A 26635-nucleotide genomic window follows, 5' to 3' on the forward strand; every position below is an offset into this window, starting at 1 on the left:
TTGTATAGTGAGCTTCTCGCTCGTATGCTCGGTCCGTGAACAGTCTCGCTGCCAGCCACCCGCCGTCGGCAGTCGCCGACACCGACCGTCGGACCATGGTTCTGGACTCCGCCATGGTCACGTTCGCGCGATTCGGTTACCGGAAGACCTCGATGGAGGAGGTGGCGCGGGCGGCGGACATCTCCCGGCCCGGGCTCTACTTCCTCTTCTCCTCGAAGGAGAGCCTGTTCCGCGCCGCCGTCACCCAGGCATTGGAGCGCGACATCACCGCGGTCGAACACGTCCTGGCCGACACCGGCCGACCCCTTGCGGAGCGCCTCCTCGATGCGTTCGACCAGTGGGCGGGCCGCTACATCGGCCCGCTAACACGCGATGTGGCGGTGGTCATCGAGGACAACCCCGGCCTTCTGGGGGAGATCGTTGAGACCACGCCGCAACGTTTCGAGCAACTGATCACAGACGCGATCGCCGTCGAGGCGGGACAAGCGGCGGCCCGCCAAGTCGCCCAGACGATGATCAGCGCATCGACCGGCCTCAAGCACCAGGCCGCGTCACGGGACTTCTACCTCGAACGGATGGAGGTCGCCATCGATCTCCTGGTGCGCTGAGGACGCTTACCGAAGCCGCGGAGAGAGCCCAGGCCGAACAGCCAGGTCCGCCCACCCGGCCAGGGCTGTGGGCGTTGCTTGGGTGTGTCGATGACTTCCCGGTCCCAGCGGCCTCGGTCTCAGCGTCAGCGCCTTGAGTGCGCGGTGAGTGGTTCGGCCATGCCTTCGAGTACATCGTCGACCTCCTCGGAGGACACACCCGGCTCCCTTTTGGGCTCCTCGGCGGCGTCCGCGTCGTATGCGGCCTCGTGCCGTCGTTCGCTGTCTTTTCCGACTCGCTGTGTGACGTTGCATGACGTCCACCACCCCATCATCAACTCGAAGATCCACAGAAGCGGCCGCCCGCGGCGGCGTGCCACGGGAGGAGAACCCCTTCCCGCCACAGGTACGGGGGCGTCCGCCGGGCGGTTCAGTTCCGCGGTCCGGAATGGCCCGCGCGGCTGGTAGGGGCGATGGAGACGGCTGGGAGCGTGTCGCGACCGGTGAGATGTGACCGGGCTGTTTCGTGGAAGGTCGTGACCAGGGGGTTGCGTTCGCGGGTGCGGGTGGCGATAACGACGTGGCACGGCTGGATCCCTTGGACGGGTACGGCTGCCAGGTCGTGCCTGGGCGTGCTGTTCCCGTCGGCGGCCGGTGCTAGCGCGATGGCCTGGCCGCCGGCGATGGATTCGAGTTTGTCCGCGTGCGCCGTGACCAGCGGGCCGTCGGGTGCCGGGCGTCCGTCCGGTCGGGGGTCGAGGCGCCAGAAGGCGTCGTAGGCGGGGTCCGGGTAACGGACGAGGGGTTCGCCGGCGAAGTCGTCGAGGGTGACCGACTCCCTGCCCGCGAGGCGGTGCGTCGTCGGTACCAGGAGCACCCGGGGCTCCTGGTACAGGGGCGTCACCCGCAGCCGGTCGGTCGGGAACGGCTCTCGGGCGATGACCGCGTCCACGCGGTGGTCGAGCAGGGCCGTGTGGACATCGCTCCAGTCCAGGTGCAGGGTGGTGACCTCGGCCTGCGGATGGCGGCTGCGCAGTTCGCGCACCGCGGTGGTGATGATGAGTCCGCCCACGTACCCGATGGTGACGGCGCCGGATGCCGCTGCGGCGCGGGTCGTCGTCGCGGCCAGTTCCGCGGAGCGCAGGAGTGCTTCCGCCTGGGGCAGAAACGTCTGTCCGGCCGCGGTGAGGTGGCAGCCCCTGGTGGTGCGGTCGAGCAGGCGGACGCCCAACCGCTTCTCGAGGCTCTGGATCTGCCGACTCAACGACGGTTGCGCAAGCCGCAGTTCGGCTGCTGCTCGGCGGAAGTTGCCGTGCTCGGCCACGACCGTGAAGTACCGCACCAGGCGAAGGTCGAAGTCGACCGGGGGTACGTGGGCGCTGGGCACTCCCGCATCGTACTCGTGATACCTGATCCGTATCGCGCGGTGCGGAACAGGTCTTGGACGCCGTGCTCCGGCCGCTCCTACCGTCACGGTACGAACCCGGCGCCGTGCGGCGGGCCAACTTGAGATCATCGAGGGATTCTCATCGTGCGTATTTTCGTCGCAGGGGCAACCGGGTACGTCGGATCGGCCATCGTGAGTGAGTTGCTGCAAGCGGGCCACGAGGTCGTGGGTCTCGCCCGCTCCGACGCCTCCGCCGCGACTCTGGCCAGGGCAGGCATCGCGGTGCACCGAGGTGACCTCGGTGACCTGGACAGCTTGCGCTCCGGCGCGGCGAAGGCGGACGGCGTGGTCTTCGCCGCCAACCAGCACATCTCCGAGACCACCGACTCTGCCGCTCGTGCGCGGGTCGAGCTGAAGGCTGTGGAGGCGATCGGTTCGGAGTTGGAGCAGACCGGCAAGCCCTTCGTGGTCACCTCGGGGGTCATCGGCCGCACGCCGGGACAGGTGCTGACCGAGGAGACCCCGGCTGTTCCCCATGCCGTCACCGGCCTGCGGCTCCCGGTTGAGACGTCCGTTCTGGCCCTGGGCGGGCGCGGGGTGCGCTCGTCGTCGGTACGGCTGGCGCCGACCGTGCACGGTCGGGGGGACGCGCGCGGGTTCGTCTCGATGCTGATCGGTATCGCTCGTGCGAAGGGTGTCTCGGCCTTTGTCGGCGAGGGGGCGAACCGCTGGCCGTCGGTGCACCGGCGTGATGCCGCGGTCCTGTTCCGGCTGGCCGTGGAATCCGCCCCGCCCGGCACTCCGGTGCACGCGGTCGCGGAGGAGGGTGTGCGGTTCCGGGACATCGCCGAGGCCATCGGCCGTCAGCTGAAGCTTCCGGCGGTGGGTCTGACGGCTGCGGAGGCAAGTGGGCACTTCGGCCTTCTCGCCCCGCTTGTGTCGCTCGACAACCCGACGTCCAGCGCGCTGACCCGGGAGCGCTTCGGCTGGGCTCCCGCGCACCCCGGGCTGATCGCGGACATCGAGGATGGCCACTACTTCAAGGACGCGGCGTAAGGAGCGGGATGTTGACGTCGTCCCTCCGGGTTGGGCCGGTGTGGCTCGGGTCGGACCGGCGCGTCCAGCAGTTCGAGCATGGCGACCATTGGCCTGCCGCAGAACCTGTCCGAACTCGCCGACAGCACCGCCGAGTTCCAGGGCACGGCCCTCGCCCACCTGACCGCCGGCCCTCAAAAAGCGCCGAGGACCCCGACCCGCAGGACAGTGACGTCGTCATCGTGTCCGCAGGCCCCTTCAACGAGGGCCAGGAGCAGATTGTCCGCTTCCCTGCCCGCCGGTGACCTGGCCGCCGCGTGGCGCGACAGGGACCAGGCGCTGAGCGCCTGGTCCCGCACCGCCCACCGTGTCGCCGTCGCCCGCTTCCCGGTCCGGCGGCGCAGTAGGCGTGTCCTGATCCGCTGTGCGCGGTTGCGGCCGACGGCGTCCAGGACCTGCTGCTCCCGTTGTTGGAGGGCCTGCCGCACTCGGCGGCAGCGCTGGCCCGCTTCGCCGACCACGAGGCGCAGCTGCGCGCGGGCCGCGGCGCGCACCTCACGGCCCACGATGCCGAGCTCTTCGACCGCCGGCAGCAGCACGCCGCACAGACAGAGCTGTTGTCGGGTGAGATGGCGGGAGCGCACGTGCGCGAGCGGGGCCGCGGTGCTAGGCACTGTCGTCAAAAGACCTTGCCTGGGGGGCACCGACACCAGGCATGATGTGCTGGTGGGACATCTTCCTGTCGACGTGCGGGCTTCGCTTCGGTTCTTCGCCTTCTACTTGGCCAACGGCACCATCGACGTTGACCTGCTCGACGGTTTTGACTATCGACCGGTTCTCTTCCAGTTCGGTTCGTCGTTGGAGCAGGTCTTCGCGATCTATGGCAATGTGCTGGAAGTCGACGCGGACGGCGAGGTGCTGAACGACGGGGACGCGCAGTACCGTGCCGCACAGTGGATTCGCCGCTCCTGCGACCCGACGTACGAGGTCGAGCCGCCGTTCCAGGCTTGGGAGACCGAACTCCACGGTCCGTGAATGAGCCGGCAGTCCTCGCGGGACATCACGCCCACATCAAGAGCGATGCGAGGGTGACAGCCGCGCGGTAGGACTCGGCGGTTTTCTCGTGGCGGGTGGCGATGCCCCGCCATTGCCTCACCCGGTTGAAGCAGCGTTCCACCACCTTGCGTCGCTTGTAGATCTCACGGTCGAAGGCCGGTGGCCGGCCGCCGCGGCTGCCGCGCCGGGCTCGGTTTCGGACCTGGTCAGCACGTTCGGGGATGGTAGGGGCGACGCCCCGACGCCGCAGCCAGGTGCGGGGTCGCCCGGGGCCGACGCGGGGCCGAGGACCGCCTCTTTCGGGCCCCGGCGGCAGTTGCAGGCGGGCCACGCCTGTGTGAACGAACTGTTCACCCTTCAGTTCGCGCTGCAGGACGTGGAGTACAAGGTGGGCGAATGATGCAGGCCGACTTCACCGAGGTTGACGGGCTTCTCGCCGCCGTCCACGGCCCGGACTGCGCGCAGTTCGCCGACATTACCGGGACACCGCTGGAGACCGTGGACCAGATGACGGCGACCGCCATCAGCCAGAACGCGGCGGGAGACTTCCGTGCGGCATTCTGCTCCCTCGACGACGCGACGTGGCAGATTGGGCCGACCATTTACCACCTCGACAGGATGGCGCCGGCCTGGAGTCGGACCGGGACGCTGACGCTCACCTGCCGGCCTCGAATAACGCCTGCACAAAGCCGTAGTGGTCGGGCGGCGTGCGAAGATCGGCCCGTCGCAGTTGCGACAGCGGTGCGGCGGGCCGGTTCAGGGTGAGGTTCTGGCCAGGGTGCCTGCGATGAGAGTGGCCACCATGTGCCGCAGGGAGGTGCCGAAGTCCAGCTTCAAGGCGGCCAGGGAAGGGTCCGCTTCATAGGCGGTGACCATGGCCCGAGACGGGCGCGAGTGGGTCCACACCGCACCGATCACCATGATCGTGGATGCGGCGAGCTGGGCGGCGCCGGCACCCAGCTCGGGTAGGTGTGCGCGTGCGAGGGCGGCCAGTTCGCCGACGTTGGCGATCGCGGCTCTCTTGTAGCGGGCAGCGACCTCGGGAGAGACATTGTGCTCCAGGACGCCGGCCTGTGCGCTGAGCAGGTCGCACAGCACCCGGCGTTCCGCAAGGGAGAGGGTGACAGCGGCGGCGAACTCCTCTCCGCGTACACCCACAGTCGCCTTCGTGTCGACGGCCGCGGCCAGCAGCTCGGGCAGGCCGGCCATCCACTGCTTCCAGGAGTGGTCAAGCAGCTCCAGGAGCACTGCCTCGCGGGACTCGAAGTAACGCAGCACATTGGACTTGGCCAGACCGACGCGACGGCTGAGCTCGTTCAGAGTGACCTCGGCGACAGGCATCTCCTCAAGCATGGCGGCAGCCGTCTCCAGGATCACCTGGCGGCGGATCTCGCGCTGCTCCTGGCTGCGTGCGCGTTGGAAAGTCGTCATCCCACCATATTACAGACCCTAGGTCTTTTGACATCAGACCTGCGGTACCTTACGTTCGAAGGAGACAACGGACCGGCGGTCTGAAAACCGCGCCTCACGTTTGGCCACTGCTGGCCCGTCCCTCCAGAGAGAGTCGAGCAGTCTCATGTCCAAGGTTTGGTTCATCACCGGCAGCTCGCGTGGCCTGGGCCGCGCTCTCGTCATCGCGGCACTGGAAGCTGGTGGCCGGGTAGTCGCCACTGCCCGCAAGCCCGCCCCACTCGACGACCTCGTCACCCGCTACGGAGACCGGATTCACCCCGTCGCCCTCGACGTCGCCGACGAAGGCCAGGTACAAAGCGCCGTCCAGGAGGGCCTGGATACTTACGGCCACTACGACGTGGTCGTCAACAACGCCGGCTACGGCGACCTGGCCTCCGTCGAGGACGCCACGGTCGAGGACTTCCGCGCCCAGATCGACACCAACTTCTACGGTGTCTACTACGTCAGCAAGACCGTGGTGCCGATCCTGCGCGAGCAAGGCTTCGGGCACATCTTTCAGGTCTCCTCGCTCGGGGGCCGGATCGGCACTGTGGGCCTGGCCGCCTACCAGAGCGCCAAGTGGGCCGTCGGCGGCTTCTCGACCGTCCTCGCCCAGGAGGTCGAACCCTTCGGCATCAAGGTCACCGTGCTCGAACCGGGCGGCATGCGCACCGACTGGGGCGGCTCCTCCATGACGATTCCCCCGATCAGCCCCGCCTACAAGCAGACAGTCGGCGCCTTCGCCGACATGTTCCGGAACCCGGGGCCCGAAGCACAGGTGAACTCGGCCGACCCCGCCCGGGTCGCGCAGACCGTCGTGGAGCTGGCCGGACGCAACGACGCCCCCGTCCGCCTCCTTCTGGGTCGTGACGCCGTCCAGTACGCCGACGCTGCCGCTCGGGCCCTGGCCGAATCCGACGAGCAGTGGCGCGAAGTCTCCGAGTCCGTCTGGGACTGATCGCCGCCCCGTCTGAGCAGGGCGGATGAGGTAATCGGCAAGGACAGGGTTGGGCGGGCGGCGACCACGCGGAACAGCACGAGTGCGCGACACCGTCAGCGCGGCTCCCGAGTCGTCGGCGGGCCAGGCGGTCAGCGTGAAGGTACGGAAAGGGCCCGCAGTGCCTGCCCCGAGCCGCCGCCCGGCGGCCCGACGGCGACTCCGGGAAGGCGCTTCGCGCCCGCCCGTCGGCGGCGGCTACCGGGGCCCGAGGGTCGGGAAGCCGCCGCCGACCGTGGGCGGGTCAGCCGATCCAGTAGCCGACTACCGCTCCGAACGCCGCCGCGCTCTTCGTCCCGTTGTTCCGGATGTCGAGCTTCCCGTTCGAACCCAGGGGGACCAGGACCAGGTTGGTGGTGGTGTGGCCGCTCAGGTTGGAGGAGACGTTGGCCGGGGCCGGGCGGGTGGTGGCGTCCGTCCAGACGGTCAGGGAGCCGGTGGCGGAGGCGGTCGGGACGGTGGCCATTTGGATCAGGACGGCCGTCGCGCCGGTGGGGACGACGCCGTGGCCGGCGACCGGGAGGACCAGCGTGGCGGCCGCGGCCAGCGGGCTGGTGCCGGCCCGGCCGATGCCGTGGCGGGTGTCCAGCACCGTGGTCGTCGTGGTGGGGACGAAGGTGCGGCCGGCGGTGCTGTCGTAGTAGCCCACCGCCGCCGCGGTCACGTCGATACCGCTGGTACCGGAGTTGTAGAGGTCGATGCGGCCGTCCGCGCTGAGCGGAACGGTCACCAGGTTGGACGCCTGGTCGCCCTTCGCGGTCCAGGCGAGCAGCGGCACCGCGGGGCGCGCTCCCCCGTGCGGCCACACCGCGAGGCTGCCGCTGGTGCCGGGGGTGCCGCTCGCCAGGCTCAGCACCACCGACGTGGCGGTGCTGGGGACGCCGGCCATCCCGCGGACGGGCACGGTGATCGTCGCGTGCGATGCGATCGGGGCCTTCTTCGGCTGGCCCACGCCCGCCTGGGCGGTGTTCAGCACGTACCCGGCGCGCAGCCGGGTGAGCCGCTTGCCGGTGTTCGGCGCGTAGTAGCCGAGGACGTCCACGAACACCGGCGCGGTGCCGGTGCTGCCGTTGTAGACGTCCACCGCCCCGCCGCCGAGCCGGACCGCCGCCGAGCGGACGGCGTACTGCGTGGCGCTGTTCCAGTAGACCGTCCCGGTCCCGGGTACGGCCGCGCCGTGCGGCTGCACCATCACCGCCCCGGTGGCGGTCTTGGTGCCGCTGGCGCCGACGTCGACCAGGACCGAGGTGGCGTCGGCGGGGACGCCGTAGTGGCCGGCCAGCGCGACGGTGACCTTGCCGTGGGTGGGGATCGACCGGGTGGCCAGCGCGCGGGCCGGTGCCACCGGGCTGTAGCCGCTCCAGCTCGGCGGGACCGGGGGCGGCGGGACGCTGACGACCAGGCCGCTGACCGCGTGCACGTCGTAGCCGTAGCTGGTGGCGCCGGAGAAGGCGATCAGCGCGTTGGCCGTCAGGGTCGCGGTGGCGTCGAGCATCTGGGTGCCGTCGACCCGGACGTGCACGTGGCCGCCGGTGACCTGGAGGTCGATCTGGTGGGTGCCCTGGCGCAGCGAGGTGCTGAGCTTGGCGACCGCCGTGTAGGTGATGCCGGTGGCGCCCGCGGTGGTGTAGCCGACGCCGACGAAGTTCTGCATCCGCAGCGTGCTGTTCCAGCCGGTGTCGAGCGCGACCACGACGCCCGGCCTGCCGCCGATGCCGAGGCCGCCGTCCTGCCAGCCGCCGAGTGCGCCGGGGGTGTTCTGCGCCGGGTCCAGCAGCGCGAAGGTGGTGCCGTCACCGCCGTTGCCGGGACCGAACTGCGCGGTGAAGGTGGCCCGCAGGCCCTCGGTGGGCAGCGCCTTGGTGTAGACGGCGGTGCCCGTCTGGTACTGGACCGCCGAGGTCAGCTGGGCGCTGCCGTCGGCGCCGAAGACGGTGGTGCCGTTGGCCTGCCACAGCCCGTCCTTGGTGGACACGGTGGTCGCCGCGCCGGTGCCGGAGCCGGTGATGGGGACGGTCTGGGCGCCCTGGGGTGTGCCGTCGGTGTTGGAGCCGGTCGCGGTGACCTCGTAGAAGGCGCTCTGTGCCGCGGCCGAGCGCGGGGTGAAGGTCACGTTCTGCACGACGGTCTGGCCGGGGCCGATGACCAGGCCCTCGGACAGCTGGACCGGGCTGGTGAAGTCACCGGTCGGCGCTTTGGCCTTGGTGACGCTCACCGGGATGTTGCCGGTGTTGGCGATGGTGAACGGCAGCGTCTTGGAACTGCCGACCGGCACCGCGCCGAAGGCGAGCGAGGTGGGCGTGAACTCCAGGTGGCCCCGACCGGTGATGGCGGAGCCGGTGACCGGCACGGTCACGGTGTGCGGGGTGCCACCGCTGCTGCTGGCGACGGCCAGCGTGCTGGTGGCCGTGCCGCCGGTGGTCGGCGTGTACATGACGGTGACCACGAACGAGCCGCCGACGGGTACGACGGCGCCCGCGACCGGCAGCCCGGAGGCGACGAACGCCCCCGACGGGGAGGTGACCGAGGTGACCGTCTCGACGGCGGTGCCGGTGTTGGTGATCTGCAGGTTCAGCGTCGAGGTGGTGCCGGTGGGGATCTGGCCGAAGTCGACGGTGCCGGGGGCCGCGCCGAGGCCGGCCCTGGTGCCGACGCCGTGCAGCGCGAAGACCAGCCGCTGGCCGCCGGACAGCGTGGCGGTCAGGGTGCCGTTGACACCGCCGGTGGTCGTCGGGGTGAAGCCGATCGGGACAGCCCGCGACAGGCCGGACGCCAGCGGCTCCGGGTTGGTGGGCGTCGGGACGGCGCCGGTGACCGTGAACGGGCCGGAGGCGGTCAGGCCAGTGATGGCGACGTCCTGGGTGGCGGTCAGGGTCGTCGTGCCGGTCGCGGGGCTGCCGACGGCGACCTGGCCGAAGTCGAGCGGTCCGGCGGTCAGCGCGGTCCGGGCCGGGCTGCCGAAGCCGTACAGGATGCCGTCGCGGGTGCCGACGTAGATCTTGCCGGCGTTGGCGGTCGGGGTGCTGAACTTGGTCGCGGTGCCGATCGGCGCGGACCACAGCGGCTGCAGCCGGCCGTTGCCGTCGGGGGTGGGGCTGTACGCGCGCAGCACGCCGCCGGCGCCGCTGGCGCCGTTGGCGGACACCACCCACACCAGGGCGGTGGAGTCGTCGGTGCCGTCCGAGGTGACCAGCGGCGAGCCGCTGGTGTAGCCGAACATGTCCTGGCTCTGCCCGGTGAGGGTGAGCGCGGGAGTGCCCAGGCTGCTCAGGCCGTACTTCAGCGCGCGCAGCGGGCCGTTGTTGCCGATGACGTAGACGTAGCCGCCGTCGCCGCCGAAGAAGGCCGGGTGGCCCCACAGCCCCTGGTAGGGGCCGGTGACGCCGACCGCGGCGTCGCCGCCGGAGGCGCCCTGGCCCATGCCGCCGAGATGGTCGCGGTCGAGCAGGAAGATCCGGCCGTCCTTGCCCTGCTCCACCATCAGGTGCGGGTGGGCGGTGGTGCCGAAGCCGTCGGGCAGGGCCATCGGGGCGCCCGAGGAGATGTCCTGGTCGTTCAGGTCCAAGGTGGCGGCGTTGCTGGGGCTGAAGAAGTCGGCGGTGCTCAGGCTGCGGTCGGCGTTGACCTGGAGCCGGACCACCGACTCGGCGAGCGTGCCCTGGACGGTGCCGCCGGGGCCGGGGGCCGGGCTGATGCCGTTGCCGGTGCTGAAGAAGATCCGGCCGGGCCCGTCGGAGACCAGGCCGCCGCCCGCCTGCCAGATGCCGGCGCCGTTCACACCGGCGCCGGTCTCGGTGCCCCACAGGGAGGTGATGCTGTGCGTGGCGGTGTCGACCCCGACGACGTAGCCGCGGTACGGCGACACGTCGCAGTGCCCGCCGAAGCCCGCGTAGACGACGCCGTCCATCAACAGCAGGCCGGGGCGCTGCTGCTCGTAGAACGCGTCGAAGGTGTTGCCCGGGTCGTTGTCGGGGCTGCCGGCGATGCTGACCGGCCAGCCGGTGCGCTCGGCCCCGGAGGCCGGGTCCACCGCGTGCATCAGCCACGTCGGGTGGCGGTGGGTGGTGGTGCCGTCGTCGACCTTGGTGGTGAAGTACAGGGTGCTGGTGGCGGGGTCGTAGACGGGTGTCGCGGTCGCGCCGACGTCGGGGGTGAGGTCGCCGCAGCCGATCGCCGACGCTGGCCAGGTCGCGCCGTAGGTGTGGGACCAGCGGATCGCGCCGGAGGTGCGGTCGAGACCGTAGACGGTGTTGCTCTCGGTCACCGCGACCACTTCGTCGCCGATCACCAGCGGCTGCGCGTAGATCTGCCCGTCCAGCTTGGTGGCGAAGAGCTGGCCGAAAGCGGAGGACTGCACGAGGGCGGGGGACAGCCCGGGCTCGCTCGCGTCCCAGTTGGTCCGCAGGTCGTCGACGCCCTGGGTGCCCTGGTCGGCGAGGGCCTGCGGTGCGACCAGGACGGTCATCGCGCCGAGCAGGGCGGCCGAGGCCACCGCGGAGACGGCGGCCAGCCAGCGGCGGCGGGGCCGGCCGGGGCGGTGCTCCGCCCGTCGGCGGTCACGGCGTGACAGTATGACGAACCGGGACAAGCCGGACCTCCTCGGGGTGGAGCGTGGAGCGCCGGGATTTGGCCGGGGACGCGGCGCCCGTCCCGATATCGCAGAGGTGTTCCTATCACCCGCGGACCCGCCGCGGTGGCGGGTTCGCGCGCTTTGCTCCTCGATCGTCACCGGCGGCGGCGCGGACCGGCACGGCCGATCGCATCCACCGCCGCGTCAGCGGGTCTTGACCCAGATCCGGTAGACGCCGTGCCCCGACGGGAACGGCACCGTGCCGAGCAGCCGGTAGTGCGGGCTGGCGTTGAGCTGCCCGGCCAGGAAGGTGTCGGTGCCCGCGGTGGTCACCCCGTCGAGCACGGCGAGGTCGAAGTAACCGTCCTTGATCGCCCGGGTGTAGCCGTCGCGGCCGGTGTGCGTGACACCGTCCTTGTCCTGGTACGTGATGGTGTACGTCGACGTCCACTGCCGCTGGCTGGTCTGGTGGCGCAGGTAGTACACCGGCACCTCGGACGTCGAGGCGAGGTAGTGGCCCTTGGCGTTCACCTGCGGCTTGAGCGCGGTGATCAGGCCGCGCGAGTCCGGCCACACGTCGAAGCGCCACTCGGACTGCGCGATGCCCATGCACAGCAGCACCACCCACAGCAGGATGCCCAGTTGGGGATAGCGGAAGTGCCGCCCGACCAGTCGCGTGACGCCGACGCCGGCCATCGGCGCGGCGAAGAACAGGCCGAAGCCGACGTGTTTGAAGAGCGAGACGCTGGTGTGCAGGTGGACCTGGTACGCCGGCGCGAGCAGCGCGGTGCCGCACAGCACGATGCCGAGCAGCGACCGCCAGCGCCGGCCGGGACCGGTCAGCGCGCGGGTGAGCGGCGACTCGTTCATCCGGCCGCGCCAGGCGAAGAGCACCGCGCCCACGCACGCGGTGACGAACAGGACCCCGCCCCACTGCCAGGACTTGTCCAGGATCGAGGCGGTGGAGTCGGTGCCGTGCTGGCGGTTGGTGGTGGTCTGCTGCACACCCGCCAGCAGCCCGGTGTACTTCAGCCCGATCGCCACCAGCACGCCGACCCCGGCGCACATCAGGACCGCCCGCCACAGCGCGCGCATCCGCCGGTGCGGCCACCCGGTCAGGACGGCGAGCACGACGATGGTCGGCAGGTACAACGCCGAGGCGTACTTCACCGCGACGGCCAGCACCGCGAACGGTACCGCGAGCAGCACCGCGGCCACCGGCGCCCGGTCGGTGCGCACCACGATCCACGCGGTGACCGCCAGCAGGAACAGCGCGGCCGCGTCGTAGGTGGCGAAGTGCCCCATCACGATGGCCGATTGGGTGACCGCGAAGAGTGCGGCGGCCAGCAGCGCCGCCCGCTCGCTGAACATCCGCCGGGTCATCGCGTACAGCAGGCTGGTGGTGCCCAGCATGAAGAGCAGGCTCAGCGCGCGGGCGCCGGCCAGTCCGAACGACGAGTCGACGGCCGCGGCGAGCACCGGGTAGAGCACCGGCGAGCCGGAGAAGTAGGCGTTGTAGTCCACCGGCAGCCGGGTGCCGTGCAGGAGGTTGGCGATCTCCATGTGCCCGGCGTACAGGTACAGGGCCTCGTCCTGGAAGGCGGTGTTGGTCAGCAGCAGCGACAGCGTCGCCTGCAGCAGCAGGATGCAGGCCAGCAGCGCCCGGCTGAGCCAGTCCCGGCGCCGGCTGGGCGCCATGTCCCAGCCCGCTTCCCGGGGTTCGGGCACGGTGTACGCGGGGGCCCGCCGGCCGGTGTCGTCCCAGGTCGCCTGAGCGTCATGGCTGGAGGTCATCAGGCGGGCTTCCGTACGTCGAAGCCGAACCGGTCGTCGGCGGCCAGTTTCTTGAACTCGGCCAGCGCCAGCGGGCTGACCTGCAGCCGCCAGTCGGCCTTCTTGCGGTAGTTGAACCAGATGAAGCCGAGCACGTCGTCGCGGGCGGCGACACCGGCGAACAGGTTCCGCACGTCCGCGCGCCGCCGCTGGCCCGGTTCGGAGGCGGTCTCGATGATGATGAACGGCTTGCGGGTGAAGGTCCGGACCTCCTTCATGGTCGGCCCGAAGACGCTGGCGAAGGCGTTGTCCGAGCCGAGCGTGAAGTAGCCGACCATGCCGACCCAGTCGACGTAGCCGTCACCGGGGTAGTACGGCTTGAGGTCGACGCCCGGCACCGGGTTGACGATGTTCGGCGACCAGGCCCAGATGACGTTCCCGGCGCCCACGTCGACGAAGACGTCGTGGATGTGCCGCCACGCGGCGACGTACTGGGCGGGCGTGACGTGCTTGGTGCCCCAGATATCCCAGTTGCCGTTGAACTCGTCCGCGAAGTCCACCACGACCGGCAGGTTCAGGGTGCGCACGGCCGTCGCGTACTGCTTGAGGTAGGTGTCGCCCTTGCCGGCGGCGATGTTGGCGAGGGTGATGTGGAACGGCTCCCAGGACATCAGCGTCAGCGAGCCCTGCTGCCAGGCCCGGCGCACCCCGGAGGCGTCGAAGCCGGCGCCCCACTCCGCGTAGTACTCCAGCAGGTTCGGCTGCTTGCCGACCATGGCGGTGTACGCGGTCACCGGCGCCAGCGAGTGCGGGGCCTGGTCGAGGGCTGCGCCGAAGTACTTCTTCGCCGGCCGGATCAGCGGGCGCACGTCGTAGGGCACGGCGGGTACCTTGCCGGAGCCGGTGACCATCCCCGGCGGCTGGTCGGCCTGCTTGCCGCCGGACCCGGCCGACGCCGAGCAGCCGGTCAGCGCGAGGAGCGCGCCGGCGGTGAGCGCGGCCGCCGCGCCGGTCACCCGCCGGCGCAGGGCGCGGACCGCGCCGGGGCGTCGGGCGGTCACGCGGCGGTCCCGGTGCGGGGCTGCACCAGGGCGCGGCCGACCACCACCGCGTAGAACAGCCCGGAGGACAGGATCAGCGCGAAGTCCGGCGGGTAGAGGGTGAACGTCCGCCACACGGCCACCACGACCCAGACCACGGCGGTGCCGCCGCTCCACAGCGACAGGCCGAGCCAGAACCGCCGGGTCCTGTTCTTCTTGGCGGCCGACGAACCGGTGGGCTGCCAGCCCATCCGGTTCTTGCGCAGGATGTCCCAGATCGCGAAGACGTGTGCCCAGCCGTACATCATGCGCGCGGACCAGGCCTCCAGCCGGTACGGGGACTTGTGCCACAGCGGGAAGACCAGCGTGGTGTAGACGATGCTGGGCAGCACGAACAGCATGTTCCGCAGCCGCAGCCGGTCCGGCGCGAACAGCAGCAGCGCGATCGGGATGATCGGCGCCGCGAAGGTGAACAGCGCGGTGTGGATGTAGTAGAAGAAGCCGGACATATAGCACAGCCGGCTGGACAGGTTCAGCTTGCGCTGCCAGAATTTCCGGCTGGTCAGCAGGCTCATCGATCCCGAGCACCAGCGGTACTGCTGGTTGAAGAAGGCGCCCGCGGTGTCCGGGCAGACCCCGGTGGACACCGCGATCGGCACGTAGCGCAGGTCCCAGCCCAGGCCCCGCAGGTCGAAGCCGGTGTGCACGTCCTCGGAGTGCTCGATCAGCGTGGTGCCCCCGTTGGTGTCCAGCGCCGCCCGCCGGTACACCGCGCAACTGCCCACGCAGATCGCGCCGTCGCTACCCTGCCGGGACACCTGCACCGAGCGGTAGAACAGCTCCTGGACCGCGCCGGCGCCGCGCTCGATCCAGTTCTGCGAGTCGAGCACCCGGAAGTACTGCGGCGACTGGACGATGCCGATGCGCTCGTCGAGCGCCAGGTAGGGCAGCAGTTCCTCCAGCAGGTCGGCGCGGGGGGTGAAGTCCGCGTCGAGGATGAGGATGAACTCGCCGGCCGAGCAGCCGAAGCCGAAGTGCAGGTTGCCGGCCTTCTTGAACCAGCCGCGGTCGGGCCGACTGCCGTAGCGGAAGCCGAAGTCGGCGGCCATCGCGGCCAGTTCGGGGCTTGCGCCGTCGTCCAGGACGAAGGGGACGACGGTGCCCGGGTAGCGGTCGGCTAGCTGCCGTACGTGCGACCAGGTGTTGTGCAGCACCTCGATGGGTTCGCCGCACACCGGGAGGAAGACGTCGACCGACGGGTAGTGCTCGGGGTGCCACTCGCGGACCAGCTTGCGGTGCGCCTTGACGTCGAAGTCCCGGGAGAAGCCGTTGACCCACAGGGATATCAGGTAGTAGACGACGGTGAAGACCAGCACCGGCAGGTACGCCCACATCCACACGGTGGTGGTGGCGAGCGCGACCTGGCTCACCAGCAGGCAGCAGAAGCTGACCAGCGAGCTGACCGTGAGGATCCACAGGTGCCGCTTGGCGTAGGTGTACTTCTCGTAGTCCGACGGAGGCTGCGGCAGCAGCCCCGTGTCGGGCACCGCCCGCACCGCCCGCCGCCGTCCGCCAGACGCCACCGGCTGCCCGGCCGCGCGACCGGGTGTCACTGCGCTCATGCTCTCTTTCCCCCCGGGTGCATACCCGTGACCGCCCTGCCCGTCGCCAAGCAACGAACGCCACCGTCCCCACGGCGTCTCGCACCCGGCTGCCGAAGACGCCTTGACCGCGTTCGAACACGGAGCCGAGGCCAGGGAGCCTATACGAAGGCGGTCACGCTGGAGGGAGCCTTTGCCCAACGGGAACGGACGCTGGGCGGTGCCGGAGTGGCCCGTGGGGCGGTCCACCTCAAACGACGGTGGCCGAAGTGGAAGCACGCAGGACTTCGGGAACGGGGACACTGCCGCGCTGGGCCGCGGCCGGGTCGGCTTCGCTGCGGTCGTCCGCTGACCGTTCGTGGATTCCCTTCGTCCCGGCCCCCGTGAATCCTGCGAGGCCGATCCCCGGGGGCTAGTCAGCAGCGGCTGACAGTGGAACCAGCGTCGTTGACGGCGGTGGTCCGCACGTCTCGGTCGAACCACTCGGTGATATCCGGCTGCAGGTCGGTGATGGTGCGCATCCGTGCCTGCCAGTCGTGGCCGGCCGGCCCGCGGCTGCGGTCGCACCCGGTGCAGCCGTCCTCGCCGTGGATGCGGCCGGCCATCCACGCGTTGACCGCCACGTTGGCAATGACGCTGTACAGGTCGCCGCCGCTCTGCCAGGGAGTCCGGGACACCGGCGAGCACCATCGCCAGTTCAGGACTGCCCACCGGCCTCGCTTCGCTCTGCGCGACCACGCTTCGCGTGGTCTGCCCGGCCTCGCCGCTGGTGCCGCGCGGCGCGGTGCGGGGGCGAACACCAGCAGCAGCGGCGGGAACGGCCGCGACAGATCCGAGTCCGGCGTAGTGCTCCTGCCAGTGCGAGCGCGGCGCCCCGGCGGCCGGGGCAGTGCGGTAGGCGGCGTAGGTGTCGAGCTTGGCCGGCAGCCGGGCGTAGGACATCGTGCGGTCCAGTTCCACGAACGCGAACTTCCCCGAGGTGAGCAAGACCACGGCGTCGGGGATGAGCTGCCCGGCCGGAGTCGGATGCGCGGCCTCCAGTTGCCAGTCCGCCGCGTCGGCGGCTCCCGCGCGGTGGAAGGCGAGGACGGTGTCGACCAGGGCCAGCCGTGCTCGCACAGTCCCGTCTTCGCCGACGCGGCCTTCCTGCCCGTCGTGCGGCCGGCGGCGGATCCGTTGAGGGCCGGCAGCAGTCCGGACGCGGCCGCCTCCGCGAGGCCGGCCGGTGTGCAGAACCAGTACGACCGGTTCCCCCACTGGGCCCGGCTCACCAAAGGCGGCCGCTCGGCGACGAGGTTGCGCCGCGGCGCATGCCCCGAGGGTGAGCGGACGACGGAACCGGACGCCGCTCCGACGGCGTCCACCGAAGGACAGGACAGTTGCGATGAATTGCCGTTCGGTGATCTCTTTCTTCATCGCTTTGATCTGCGCGGATTCCTCGGTGGTCGTCCCCGCACGCTGCCCGGAGTCGACCTGGCCCCGGCGCACCCAGTTGCGGAGCGTCTCAGCGGAGCCGATGCCCGGCTTCTCAGCGACGGCCCGCAGCGCGGCCGACTCGTTCGGATAGTCCCCGAGGACCTCTGCGACCATGCGCACCGCACGGCGGCGCAGCTCAGGCGGATAGGAAGAAGGACGTGCCATGACTCGAGTCGCAGAACTCTCACAGATGAACATGTATGAGAATGACCGTGCGTGACGCCCATGGCCCGAGGCTGCCGGGTAGCGCCGGTTTTGTTCCGATGTTCCTACCGAAGCCGACGTATGCCCTCGACCGATGGCCGCTTACGGTAGAGGGCAGGGGCGCGGCGCGGCCTGAGCCCTCGGCAGTTCAGTGATCGGGCGAGTGCAGTCCCGTCAGAAGCAGACCCAGCAAGGTGCGGATCGCATCGGGCCGTCGATCGGCCTGCGTGGGGCGCAGCGAGGAGATCGCCATCAGGCCTACGCGGACGTCTGTGACCGAGGTCTTTCGCCGCAGGACCCGCTGCTGGTGTGCGCGGGCGACGAGTTGTTCCAGTGCTGCGGCGTGAGCCCGCCGGTCGTTGTGGAACGCGTCGCCTGCCGTGTGTGAGCCCAACAGGGCCTCATTGAGGCCGGGGGCCCGGATCTGGTGTTCCGCGAACTGGCGGATGACTCCGCTGAGCGCGGTCCATGCGTCCGGTTCCGCCAGTGCGGCCTGCATGTCAGCCCGGCAGGCCGCCACGTCCCCGGCAAGGGCCGCGCTGACCAATTCCGTGCGGGTGGGGAAGTGTCGGTACAGCGTCGCGATGCCCAGGCCGGCACGCCGCGCGATCTCGCGCATGGGAAGGTCCACGCCCTCCGCGGCCATGGCCTGACGGGCGGTCGCAACGATGTGTGCATGGTTGTCGGTCGCGTCGGCCCTGACTTTCCGAGTCACTTTTCTCCGCGTCCCTCTCAGTTGCTCCCGAATTGGAACGGGCGCTCCGGAAACATGTTTACCTCATCGAAGCGCCCGGAGACTCCGGGCGGGAGAGGTGATCATGTTTGCTGTGCAGTTCCAGCGGTTCGGCCCGCCCGAGGTCCTGACTCTGGGCCCCGCGCCCGAGCCGCACCCCGGTCCTCACCAGGTGCGGATCGCCGTCAGGACCGCGGCCGTCTCACCCGTCGACCTCGGACTGCGCGCCGGCTCGTCCCCCATGAGCAAGAACCTCGACCTGCCGCACATTCCCGGCGTCGATGCCGCCGGAGTGATCGACGAGATCGGCGCCGGGGTAGTGGACTACGCCGTCGGCGACGAGGTCTTCGGCGCGGTCGATGTCGCACGGCTGGGCGGCGCGAGCGCGCAGTACGCGGTCCTGGACTTCTGGACGCACAAACCACACGGCATGTCGTGGGCCGAAGCCGGCGCGGCGGGCACCGGCATCGAGACCGCAACCCGCGCCCTCGACCTGCTCGACATCAAGGAGAACACGACACTGCTGGTCGACGGTGCGGCCGGCGGCGTCGGCAGCATTGCCGTGCAGCTTGCGGTGGCACGCGGCGCCCGCGTGATCGGCACCGCACGCCCCGACAGCCACCCGTTCCTCAGGGAACTGGGGGTGGAACCAGTGGACTACGGGCACAGTCTGCCCGCCCGGATCCGCGCGCTGACCGCCGCTCCGGTCGACCGGGCACTCGACGTCGCGGGAGCCGGATCGCTGAGTGAACTGATCGAACTGACCGGTACCGCGGACAGCGTCGTCACACTGGCCGACTTCAAGGCTTCAACCTACGGAGTTCGGCTGTCCATGGGCCGCATCGGCGGCCAGCCCGACGGCGTCCACGGACTCACGTCAGCCACAGCACTCGCCGACCGGGGCCGCTTCCGTGTTCCAGTCCGGGACACCTACCCGGCCCATCAGGCAGCACAGGCACACGAGACAGCCGCACGACCGCCCCGACGGGGAAAGATCGTCCTCGACATGACCCATACCAGTTAGCCTCCGCGTTTCGTTTGCGGTTGCCCCGCACCCGGCCGGACCCTAGACAAGTCTCATCGTCGCAGGTCAGGAGCACTCTCCGGATATTTGGTCAAGGCCCGGGCAAGCCCTCGGCCGCGGGCTCTTCATGACCGCGGAGCTGACGCAACGCTGGGGCACGAGATACACGCAGCGCGGCATGACCATCTGGACCGAGCAGAGATGTGCCCGACGGACCGTCAGACTCCGGAGCGCCGACGGTTCAGGGCCGGTAGACCATTCCCGGCTGGGGCTGGGCGGGGGCAAGGAGCTGGGACACCGTGACGATGGTGTAGCCGCGCTGCTTGAGCGCCTTGATGATCCCCGGGACGGCGGGCACGGTCCCCTTGTGCAGGTCGTGCAGCAGGATGACGCCGTCGCGGTGGGTCTGGTCGAGCACCCGCCGGGTGATGAGGGCCGGGTCGGTCGTCTCGTAGTCCTTCGCCGTGACGCTCCACAGCACCTGCGCCAGGCCCAGCTCCCGGCAGATCTCGGACACCTGGCGGTCGGTGCGGCCCTGCGGCGGACGCATCAGGACGGGCCTGGTGCCGGTGATCTTCTCGATGGCCTCCTGCGTACTGGTCAGTTCCTGACGGGCGTCGTCCGCGTCGATCTGCGTCAGGACCCGGTGGTTCCAGGTGTGGTTGCCGATTTCGCTCCCCTCGTCCGCGATACGGCGGATGACCTCGGGGTATGTGTCGATGTGGCCCTTGCCCTGTAGGAAGAACGTCGCGTGCAGGTGCTGCTGCTTCAGGATGTCCAGCAGGCCGGGAGTGGTCGGGCTGGGACCGCCGTCGAAGGTGAGGGCCACACACTTCGTCTCGCGGCAGTCGACAGGCCCGGTGGCCGCTCCCGAAGCCTTGCCCCGGGCAGCGGCGGGAGACGTGTGATCGTACGTCGTGACGGTCAGGGACAGGGTCAACGCCACGGCCACGACGGCGGTCACGGCCGTCGCGAGGGCGATGACGAGGCGCGGTCGCCGGATGCGGGGCCGTGGCGTGCGGAACGGTGGTATGAACTCCCGCCGTAGGCGCGTTCGTCGTATGCGGTCGTACAGGGACATCGGAAAACCTCTCACCGGGTGGTGCTGTTCTGCGGTCCGGAAGGGGCCGGGCGGGTACCCGGGAGTGTCGGGCCGCGGTCAGGATCGTGGCCGGAGGCGAGCCCGGACCGGGCCGGACGCGGCGCGCCCGCGCCCAGGTCGCGGCCACCGCGTGGAGGGTACGCCGCCGGATCGGGCCGGCCGTCGCGCCGGCGCGCGGTGACGGCCGGCCCGGCCTTGCGGCGTGGGCTTGGGCGTAGGCGTCGGGGAGGGACGGGGGCGGACGCGCCCATCGGTCGGTCGCGGCGCCGCTACCCCTCCTCGGGGCGGGAACGGCGCCAGGGGGAGCCGGGCAGCCGCGTCGCGAGGACCAGCGCCGCGACACCGGCGAGCGCCAGGGCCAGCTTGATCAACGGCGGCCCGTAGCCGGGTACGCCGAATCCCCAGAGCGTGAGGTGTGCGTAGAGCCGCTCTGCCAGCGGCACACCGCCGGAGAGCGCGAGCAGCGCACCCACCAGGAGCAGGACGTATTTCTTCATGGCCGAACCCTTCTCGGAAGACCTGTGAGGTGACTCCCCGAACGCTAGGTGTGCCGGTCCGCCGGCCGCCTCGGCTCAAAGTCGGTTCCCGCGCAGACCAAAGTCTGTGGTTCTCCCCGGCCGGCTCTTCCGCCCCGGGCGATCCCGGCCGGTCGCTTACCTTTGTCCCTTGTGAGCGGTTCCCGGCGCGAGAAGACCATCGACCTCGGCATAGTCATCCTGACCGTGGTGCTGTCGGCTGCCCTGTCCCACGGGCGGAGCAGGGGCGCCCTGGATCTGAGTCCGGAGTTCGGCGCCGGTACGTGGCCCGCCCGCACGCTGAGCCTGTCGTCGCCGCTGCTCTTCGGTCTCACCTGGGTGGTGAACCCGATCACTTTGGCGGCAACCGGGATGCTGTGGTGGCGAAGGCGGTGGCCGACCGCTGTCGCCGTCGTGGCCGCGGCGGCCGCGAGCGTCACCCCGGCCGTCGTGCCCCTGGTCGTGGCGCTCTTCACGGTCGCCGTCCTCAAGCCACCGCGCACCATCCTGACCGTCGGCCTGCTGGCGCTGCTGCCCATACCCGTCTACTTCCTCATGCACCCCTCCGTCTCCGGGGGGCCGATCGCCGGCGCGGTGATCGTGGCGGTCCTGATCGCCGCGGCGGTCGGCTGGGGGCTGTTCGTCCGCTCCCTCAACGAGCGCACCGAACGGGCCGAAGCGGAGGCTGTGCTCCGTGCCCAGCGCGCCCAGCAGCAGGCCAGGGAGGACATCGCCCGGGAGATGCACGACGTTTTGGCGCACCGGCTCTCGCTGCTGAGCGTCCACGCCGGCGCGCTGGAGTTCAACTCCAACGCCTCCGCGGCGGAAACAGCCCGCGCGGCCGCCGTGATCAGGGAGAGCGCGCACCAGGCACTGGAGGACCTCCAGGTGGTGCTGCACGTCCTGCGTTCGCCGGCCGAGGACTCCACCGGCGACGGAACCCGGCCCCCGCAGACCGGTCTGTCCGAGGTACCCGACCTGGTCGAGGAGTCGCAGAGTGCCGGCATGCGTGTCGATCTCGACATCCGCTGCGCCGAACCGGGCGGTCCGACGGGTCTCGCCGGCCTCACGGCCTACCGGATCGTCCAGGAAGGCCTGACGAACGCCAGAAAGCACGCCCACGGTTCCCCGGTCAGGATCACGGTGGAAGGCGGCCCCGGCGCGGGGCTCAGCCTGGAACTGACCAACCCGGCCGCGGGCGGCACGACGCGTGACGGCATCCCCGGCGCCGGCCAGGGACTGATCGGCCTGGCGGAACGCGTCACACTGGCCGGGGGCAGGCTCAGCCACGGCAGGACCACGACCGGCTACGTGCTCCGGGCCTGGCTACCCTGGCCCGTATGATCCGTGTACTGCTCGTCGACGACGACCCGCTGGTCCGCGCCGGGCTCCGCCTGATGCTCAGCGGCGCCGGCGACATCGACGTCGTGGCCGAGGCGGGGGACGGCGGCGAGGTCCCCGCGCTGGTCGACGAGCACCGCCCCGACCTGGTGCTGATGGATATCCGGATGCCCGACGTGGACGGCCTCGAAGCGACCACGGCGCTCCGTACCCGCCCCGATCCGCCGACCGTCGTCATGCTGACGACCTTCCGGGAGGACGAGCAGGTCCTCCGCGCGCTCCAGGCCGGCGCGGCCGGCTTCCTGCTCAAGCACACCCCACCCGCCGAGATCGTCGCGGCGGTGCGCCGGGCGCACGCGGGCGAGCCGGTGCTGTCACCCGCGGTGACCGAGCAGCTCATCGCCCGCGTCACCCGGGGCATCGGAACGGACCGGCGCCCGGGGAGCGCCGAGGCGCGCACCCGACTCGATCGGCTGGGCCCCCGGGAACGGGAAGTCGCGGTGGCCGTGGGGCAGGGCAAGACCAACGCGGAGATCGCCGCGGAGCTGTACATGAGTCTGGCCACGGTGAAGGCCCACGTCTCCCACATCCTCACCAAGCTGGAACTCACCAACCGGGTGCAGATCGCCCTGGCCGTTCACTCCGCGGGCCTGACCTGACGGTCCCAGCGGGCGCGCTCGACCAGGGCTGCTGGGGGACGGTCGGGTAGGCGGTGACCCGGTCCGCCGCAGCGGCGTGCCGTACCGCGTACGGGCCCCGGCTCGGCCACACGGCGGAAGCGCTCCGCAGGGAGGGCGGCCATCGAATGCAGGGGACGATCCCCCCTATCCACAGCTGACGCCCGCCCGGTAGGTCGGCCCCGGCCGACCATCCGCAACGGGTGAGCCCCGGACCGCCCCACCCGGGGGTCCGGGGCTCACCCGTCAGGTCCCACCACCGGCGTCCGCCGGCAGGGCGCGGACTGTCCGGCCCCGGTGGACCGCTATGGTCGGCGCCGTTCCCCCGGATCTCAGGCGCTCGATCGTGTCGAGTCCGGACAGCAGCATGGTGTGCAGGTCGGGACGTGCGGCGACGAAGGCCTCCGCCTCTGACCGGAACACCTCGGGACTGCCCGTCATGGACCATGCCATCTATTCACATCTCCTACGTGACGGCCTACCCGCCCATCGTTCCGTCCTGCCCGTGAGGCGTCCATGTGATAGATGTCACCCATAATCTTTCTCCGCCGGACTCTGCAAGCAGCCCATCGGATATAAGATTATCCACGTCATCTAATGGGGGAGGGTGGGCGCACGGGCACCCTCCGGAGGAAGGACCGACATGAGCACGTACCTGATCAACCACCTTCGTATCCCCGGGGGCGTCCCGAACGAGCAGGCGCTGTCCTATCTGGAACAGGTCGAGGCCGCCGTCCATCCCCACGGCGGCAAGTGGCTGGCCAACGGGGAGGTCAGCGTCGTGGAGGGAGCGTGGCCGGGCCTGGTCGTCCTCATGGAGTTCCCCGACCGCGCCGCCGTCGACGCCTGGTACAACTCGCCCGAATACCAGGCGATCCTGCCCCTGCGCACCAACAACTCGATCGCCGACATCGTGCTGGTCGACAGCCTTCCCGAGGGTTACACGGTCCGAGGATTCGCCCAGCAGGTCAGGGCTGCCGTCCAGGCGGCATCCGCCCCTCAGGACTGACCACGCAGGAGCAGGCCCCCGCCCCCGTGAACACGGGCCGCCGACTTCGAGGGGGCACGCACGGCCGGGACTCAACTCCGGCACCACAGTTGGGCCATGATGGCCCACAAAACTGGTCGGAGGGGCTCCCGCCCCCGCGCCCCAGGCCTGACAGGGCTCCATGGGGGGGCCTGCACCGCAGATCGCGTCATGTCAAGTGACCGCCGAAGCAGGGAAGGATGAACGATGGGCCGCGTCTCACAGGCAGAAGCGAGGGCCAACCGGGAGCGAGCGGTGGAGGCCGCCTCCCGCTTGATGCGCGAGAAAGGCATCGCCGAGGTCGGCATCATCGACCTGATGCAGTCGATCGGTCTCACCCAGGGCGGCTTCTACAAGCAGTTCGCCTCGAAGTCCGCGCTGGTCGAGGAGGCGATAGCCAAGGGCCTGGCCGACAACATCCACTACCTGACGTCCCTGGACGAGGACGCAGGCGAGCACGGCGCGGCCTGGCGGTCGCTGGTCGAGTCCTACCTCTCCGTCGAGCACCGCGACGACCCCGGCAGCGGCTGCCCCGCGGCAGGCTTCGCCGGCGACACCGCGCGCCACCCCGAGTACAGCAGGACGTACGCCGACGGCGTCGCGGAAATGGCGGCATGGATAGCACCCGGGGACGCCGGTCTGGCAGCCCTGACCACCCTCGTGGGCGGCATTCTCCTCGCCCGCGCCACCACCGGAACGGCCCTGTCGGAGCGCATTCTCCATGCGGCGCAGGAGGCCGTCATGGGGGCCGTCGAAGGCGCCCGGACCGACGACGGGGGCCAAGCGGTTGCGGACGGCGCGGTCGACGCCGCCTAGCCGGGCCCGGACCGGCGCCCCGGCACGCCGCGGCCGATCCGGCCGGGCTCCGCCCGAACAGGAACGAACGAGGTACGCCCACCTGTCGGTGACCCGCAGTGCGGTGATCGGAATCGTTCGCCGGATTGGTGGCCCCGGCCGCGGCCGGGGCCACCGCTCGACGGCAGACCCGGGCCCGGTCCGCCGTACCGTCAAGCGACTCCCGGCTGGGCGCAGCACAGCCTTTTGCGCTGCGGTGACTGGCAAACTAAGAAATGAGCCGGAAGATGCCCACCTGCCCGGAGGGAGTCGATGGCATGGATGGCCCTGAGGGGAACGACCGGGAGATCTCCCATTGTGAACCGGACGCAGAGGCAGAAATCGTGGTCGACGCGGGCGGCCGGATCGTTCATTGGAGTGAGCGGGCCGAAAGACTTCTCGCTTACGGGCGTTCGGTGGTTTCTGGGCGGCCGGCCGCTGAGCTTTTTGTGACGCTGGGCGGTGGGGGCGGTGGAGTGGCCGGACTCCCGCCATCGGGCACGGAGGCCGTCCTCCGATCCAAGGGCGGCGCCGGTGTTCGCTGCGCGGTGCGGATCCGGCCGACTCCTCCGGGAGAGCGTGGTGCCTGGTCGGTGAAGCTCACCCCGGTGGTTTCGGACGCGCACGAAGTGGATGATGCCACTCTCGAAGCTCTTTTCCGAGAGTCACCCACCGGGCTGGCGGTTTTCGGCCCCGATCCCCGGCTGCGCCGGTACAACCCCGCGGCGGAGAGCCTGAAGGGGATATTCACTCCGCAGTCCCTCGGTCTCCGCCCTTCTGAGATCTGGCCCCGGTCCAACGCCGGTTCGCAGGAGCCTTTGCTGTCGGATCTACTGGAGACCGGGGACCCCATGATCGGCTTTGAGAAGCGCGGCTATCCGCCCGACGACCCCGACCACGAATACGTCTTTTCGGCTTCAGCCTCCCGTCTCCATGATCGGAAAGGCTCCGTGATCGGGTTCGCCAGTATGGACGGAAAGTCGTCCAAGCCCAGCCACATCAGGGCTGTTCTCCACGGGAGAGCAGCCGTGGGCTGAACTAGGGCGTGTGTTAGAAGTCCCGTCTGTCTCACGGCGCCTGGCACGCACGCTCGCTGCGTTGTCGGCCCACTACGAGGACGACCCTCCGCCTTGCGAGCGCACGCACCAGACGCCGTGAGCCCCGCCCTGCGGGCGGACGACGCTACTTCTAAAACACGCCCTAGGTCGCAGGAAGCTGAGCGGAACCGACGCGTCATAGCGTCTCGGTCCGAACGCGGCCGGTGGCGTCCTGTCGCAGGCGGGCCCGGTAGCGTAGCGGCGACTCGCCCACGACCCGTTTGAACGCCGTGCTGAACGCGCTCTCCGAGCCGTAGCCCAACGCCTCGGCGAGCGACGCGACGCGCGTGTCACCGTCCCGAAGCGCCCGCTGGGCGAGCAGCATGCGCCACCGTCCCAGGTAGGTCAGCGGTGGCACACCGGCCGCCTCCCGAAACCGTTCGGCGAAGGTCGTCCGGGACATCGCGGCGGCCCGCGCCAACTCCTCGAGCCCCCAGGCGTACCCTGGACGGCCGTGCAGCAGGTCGAGAGCGGGACGGAGGCGCTCGTCGACGAGCAGCCGCAGCCAGCCGGACGGCAGTACCGACTGGTCGACGTAGGTCCGCAACAGCTCCAGCAGGAAGAGCTGACCGTATTGCCGGATCGCGAAGGCCGAGCCGAGCCGCCGCGCGGTCGCCTCGTCGAAGAGACGCAGCAGGGCGGCGAGGAGCCGGTCGTCGTCACCGGCCGACCTGATGTGGGCCAGTGGCGGCAGTGATTCGAGGAGGAGCGTGCTTCCGGCCTCGTTCAGACTGACGCAGCCACCGATGACGATGTCGTCGGCGCCGCGGTCAGAGCGCGCGAAGCGGTCGGTGGAGAAGTCGGATTCCGGCCGCACCTCCTGGCGGGGTTCCGCGCCGGCCTCGAACGCGACCCAGGAGCGGCCGGTGAGGATCGCCACGTCACCCGCCACGAGGTCGACCGGTTCGTCGATCCCGTCGGTGGTAAGGCGAGCCCGACCGCTGACGAGCGCGAAGAACTTGACCGGGTCGGAGAGCGGTCCGCGGCCCCACCATCCGCCGCGGGCCGCGATGCCGCCGGTGAGGATGCCGCGGACCTCGACCAGATCGAGTGCTTCGGAGAGTCGGTCGGGGGTCATGCCCGTACTCTCGCTCAAATAACCTGGAC

At 70.5% G+C, this 26635-nt stretch carries 24 protein-coding genes and 2 pseudogenes; 11 read left to right on the top strand and 15 right to left on the bottom strand.

Translation table 11 applies throughout. The features are described 5' to 3' along the window. Positions 1–113: 113 nt before the first annotated feature. On the top strand, positions 114–608 hold the full coding sequence (locus OG519_RS29775) for a TetR family transcriptional regulator (RefSeq protein ID WP_405593111.1): 495 nt from the start codon (positions 114–116) through the stop codon (positions 606–608). A 409-nt stretch (positions 609–1017) separates the two neighbouring features. On the opposite strand, the gene OG519_RS29780 is transcribed toward OG519_RS29775, so the two are convergent. Beyond that, positions 1018–1974 (bottom strand): LysR substrate-binding domain-containing protein, encoded by a 957-nt coding sequence (locus OG519_RS29780; RefSeq protein ID WP_405590285.1) that lies wholly within the window; start codon positions 1972–1974, stop codon positions 1018–1020. A 144-nt stretch (positions 1975–2118) separates the two neighbouring features. On the opposite strand from OG519_RS29780, the gene OG519_RS29785 reads away from it, so the two are divergent. Continuing rightward, positions 2119–3030, top strand: a complete 912-nt coding sequence (locus OG519_RS29785) for an SDR family oxidoreductase (RefSeq protein ID WP_405590287.1) — start codon at positions 2119–2121, stop codon at positions 3028–3030. Between the two features lie 173 nt (positions 3031–3203). On the opposite strand, the gene OG519_RS29790 is transcribed toward OG519_RS29785, so the two are convergent. Beyond that, positions 3204–3683, bottom strand: coding sequence for a hypothetical protein (locus OG519_RS29790; RefSeq protein WP_405590290.1), 480 nt, complete (start codon positions 3681–3683; stop codon positions 3204–3206). A 52-nt stretch (positions 3684–3735) separates the two neighbouring features. Here OG519_RS29790 and OG519_RS29795 point away from each other — a divergent pair, with 52 nt between their 5' ends. After that, positions 3736–4044, top strand: a complete 309-nt coding sequence (locus tag OG519_RS29795) for a hypothetical protein (protein ID WP_405590292.1) — start codon at positions 3736–3738, stop codon at positions 4042–4044. Between the two features lie 25 nt (positions 4045–4069). Here the strand turns inward: OG519_RS29795 and OG519_RS29800 are convergent. Further along, a pseudogene (locus tag OG519_RS29800) lies at positions 4070–4348 on the bottom strand (transposase); the annotation flags it as partial. Between the two features lie 113 nt (positions 4349–4461). Between OG519_RS29800 and OG519_RS29805 the strand changes: the two are divergent. After that, positions 4462–4830 carry a hypothetical protein gene (locus OG519_RS29805; RefSeq protein WP_405590294.1) on the top strand — a complete coding sequence of 123 codons (369 nt, stop codon included), beginning with the start codon at positions 4462–4464 and terminating at the stop codon, positions 4828–4830. On the opposite strand, the gene OG519_RS29810 is transcribed toward OG519_RS29805, so the two are convergent. Further along, positions 4822–5496: a TetR/AcrR family transcriptional regulator gene (locus OG519_RS29810; protein WP_405590297.1), complete on the bottom strand. Its 675-nt coding sequence runs from the start codon at positions 5494–5496 to the stop codon at positions 4822–4824. The genes OG519_RS29805 and OG519_RS29810 overlap by 9 nt on opposite strands. Before the next feature lie 145 nt (positions 5497–5641). Between OG519_RS29810 and OG519_RS29815 the strand changes: the two genes are divergently transcribed. Next, positions 5642–6475: an SDR family NAD(P)-dependent oxidoreductase gene (locus OG519_RS29815; RefSeq protein ID WP_405590299.1), complete on the top strand. Its 834-nt coding sequence runs from the start codon at positions 5642–5644 to the stop codon at positions 6473–6475. Between the two features lie 283 nt (positions 6476–6758). Here the strand turns inward: OG519_RS29815 and OG519_RS29820 are convergent, their stop codons facing one another. The 7 genes and pseudogenes from OG519_RS29820 to OG519_RS29850 form a co-directional block, all read right to left on the bottom strand. After that, the gene (locus tag OG519_RS29820; protein WP_405590301.1) at positions 6759–11102 is read right to left on the bottom strand and encodes a choice-of-anchor D domain-containing protein; all 4344 of its coding nucleotides are present in this window, start codon (positions 11100–11102) and stop codon (positions 6759–6761) included. A 186-nt stretch (positions 11103–11288) separates the two neighbouring features. Then, the gene (locus OG519_RS29825; protein ID WP_405590303.1) at positions 11289–12878 is read right to left on the bottom strand and encodes an ArnT family glycosyltransferase; all 1590 of its coding nucleotides are present in this window, start codon (positions 12876–12878) and stop codon (positions 11289–11291) included. Next, complete coding sequence (locus tag OG519_RS29830) at positions 12878–13918, bottom strand: glycoside hydrolase family 26 protein (RefSeq protein ID WP_405590305.1); 1041 nt, start codon at positions 13916–13918, stop codon at positions 12878–12880. The genes OG519_RS29825 and OG519_RS29830 overlap by 1 nt, the downstream gene beginning before the upstream one ends. Continuing rightward, positions 13915–15519, bottom strand: coding sequence for a glycosyltransferase family 2 protein (locus tag OG519_RS29835; protein WP_405593113.1), 1605 nt, complete (start codon positions 15517–15519; stop codon positions 13915–13917). Before OG519_RS29835 ends, OG519_RS29830 begins: the two co-directional genes overlap by 4 nt. A 395-nt stretch (positions 15520–15914) precedes the next feature. Then, positions 15915–16175 (bottom strand): hypothetical protein, encoded by a 261-nt coding sequence (locus OG519_RS29840; protein WP_405593217.1) that lies wholly within the window; start codon positions 16173–16175, stop codon positions 15915–15917. 271 nt (positions 16176–16446) lie between these two features. After that, positions 16447–17172, bottom strand: a pseudogene (locus tag OG519_RS29845) (transposase); the annotation flags it as partial. A gap of 154 nt (positions 17173–17326) precedes the next feature. Then, positions 17327–17893 carry a TetR/AcrR family transcriptional regulator gene (locus tag OG519_RS29850; protein ID WP_405590308.1) on the bottom strand — a complete coding sequence of 189 codons (567 nt, stop codon included), beginning with the start codon at positions 17891–17893 and terminating at the stop codon, positions 17327–17329. Positions 17894–17996: 103 nt separating this feature from the next. On the opposite strand from OG519_RS29850, the gene OG519_RS29855 reads away from it, so the two are divergent. Beyond that, the gene (locus OG519_RS29855) at positions 17997–18935 is read left to right on the top strand and encodes an NADP-dependent oxidoreductase (RefSeq protein WP_405590310.1); all 939 of its coding nucleotides are present in this window, start codon (positions 17997–17999) and stop codon (positions 18933–18935) included. A 241-nt stretch (positions 18936–19176) separates the two neighbouring features. On the opposite strand, the gene OG519_RS29860 is transcribed toward OG519_RS29855, so the two are convergent. Then, positions 19177–19899: a polysaccharide deacetylase family protein gene (locus tag OG519_RS29860; protein WP_405590312.1), complete on the bottom strand. Its 723-nt coding sequence runs from the start codon at positions 19897–19899 to the stop codon at positions 19177–19179. A 407-nt stretch (positions 19900–20306) separates the two neighbouring features. Beyond that, positions 20307–20534: a hypothetical protein gene (locus OG519_RS29865; protein ID WP_405590314.1), complete on the bottom strand. Its 228-nt coding sequence runs from the start codon at positions 20532–20534 to the stop codon at positions 20307–20309. Between the two features lie 171 nt (positions 20535–20705). Here OG519_RS29865 and OG519_RS29870 point away from each other — a divergent pair, with 171 nt between their 5' ends. Continuing rightward, the gene (locus OG519_RS29870; protein ID WP_405590317.1) at positions 20706–21896 is read left to right on the top strand and encodes a sensor histidine kinase; all 1191 of its coding nucleotides are present in this window, start codon (positions 20706–20708) and stop codon (positions 21894–21896) included. Beyond that, positions 21893–22552: a response regulator gene (locus tag OG519_RS29875; RefSeq protein WP_405590320.1), complete on the top strand. Its 660-nt coding sequence runs from the start codon at positions 21893–21895 to the stop codon at positions 22550–22552. The genes OG519_RS29870 and OG519_RS29875 overlap by 4 nt, the downstream gene beginning before the upstream one ends. A 264-nt stretch (positions 22553–22816) precedes the next feature. On the opposite strand, the gene OG519_RS29880 is transcribed toward OG519_RS29875, so the two are convergent. Then, entirely contained in the window at positions 22817–23011 is a 195-nt protein-coding gene (locus OG519_RS29880; protein ID WP_405590323.1) for a hypothetical protein, read from the bottom strand. Between the two features lie 202 nt (positions 23012–23213). On the opposite strand from OG519_RS29880, the gene OG519_RS29885 reads away from it, so the two are divergent. The 3 genes from OG519_RS29885 (at position 23214) to OG519_RS29895 (ending at position 25468) form a co-directional block, all read left to right on the top strand. Then, positions 23214–23579: a DUF1330 domain-containing protein gene (locus OG519_RS29885; protein ID WP_405590326.1), complete on the top strand. Its 366-nt coding sequence runs from the start codon at positions 23214–23216 to the stop codon at positions 23577–23579. 225 nt (positions 23580–23804) lie between these two features. Further along, positions 23805–24413 (top strand): TetR/AcrR family transcriptional regulator, encoded by a 609-nt coding sequence (locus OG519_RS29890; protein WP_405590329.1) that lies wholly within the window; start codon positions 23805–23807, stop codon positions 24411–24413. A 611-nt stretch (positions 24414–25024) separates the two neighbouring features. Beyond that, positions 25025–25468 carry a PAS domain-containing protein gene (locus OG519_RS29895; RefSeq protein WP_405590332.1) on the top strand — a complete coding sequence of 148 codons (444 nt, stop codon included), beginning with the start codon at positions 25025–25027 and terminating at the stop codon, positions 25466–25468. Between the two features lie 196 nt (positions 25469–25664). On the opposite strand, the gene OG519_RS29900 is transcribed toward OG519_RS29895, so the two are convergent. Continuing rightward, entirely contained in the window at positions 25665–26606 is a 942-nt protein-coding gene (locus OG519_RS29900) for an AraC family transcriptional regulator (protein ID WP_405590334.1), read from the bottom strand. Positions 26607–26635: the final 29 nt, after the last annotated feature.

It is taken from the genome of Streptomyces sp. NBC_01190 (assembly GCF_045039895.1).
Lineage (GTDB): Bacteria > Actinomycetota > Actinomycetes > Streptomycetales > Streptomycetaceae > Actinacidiphila.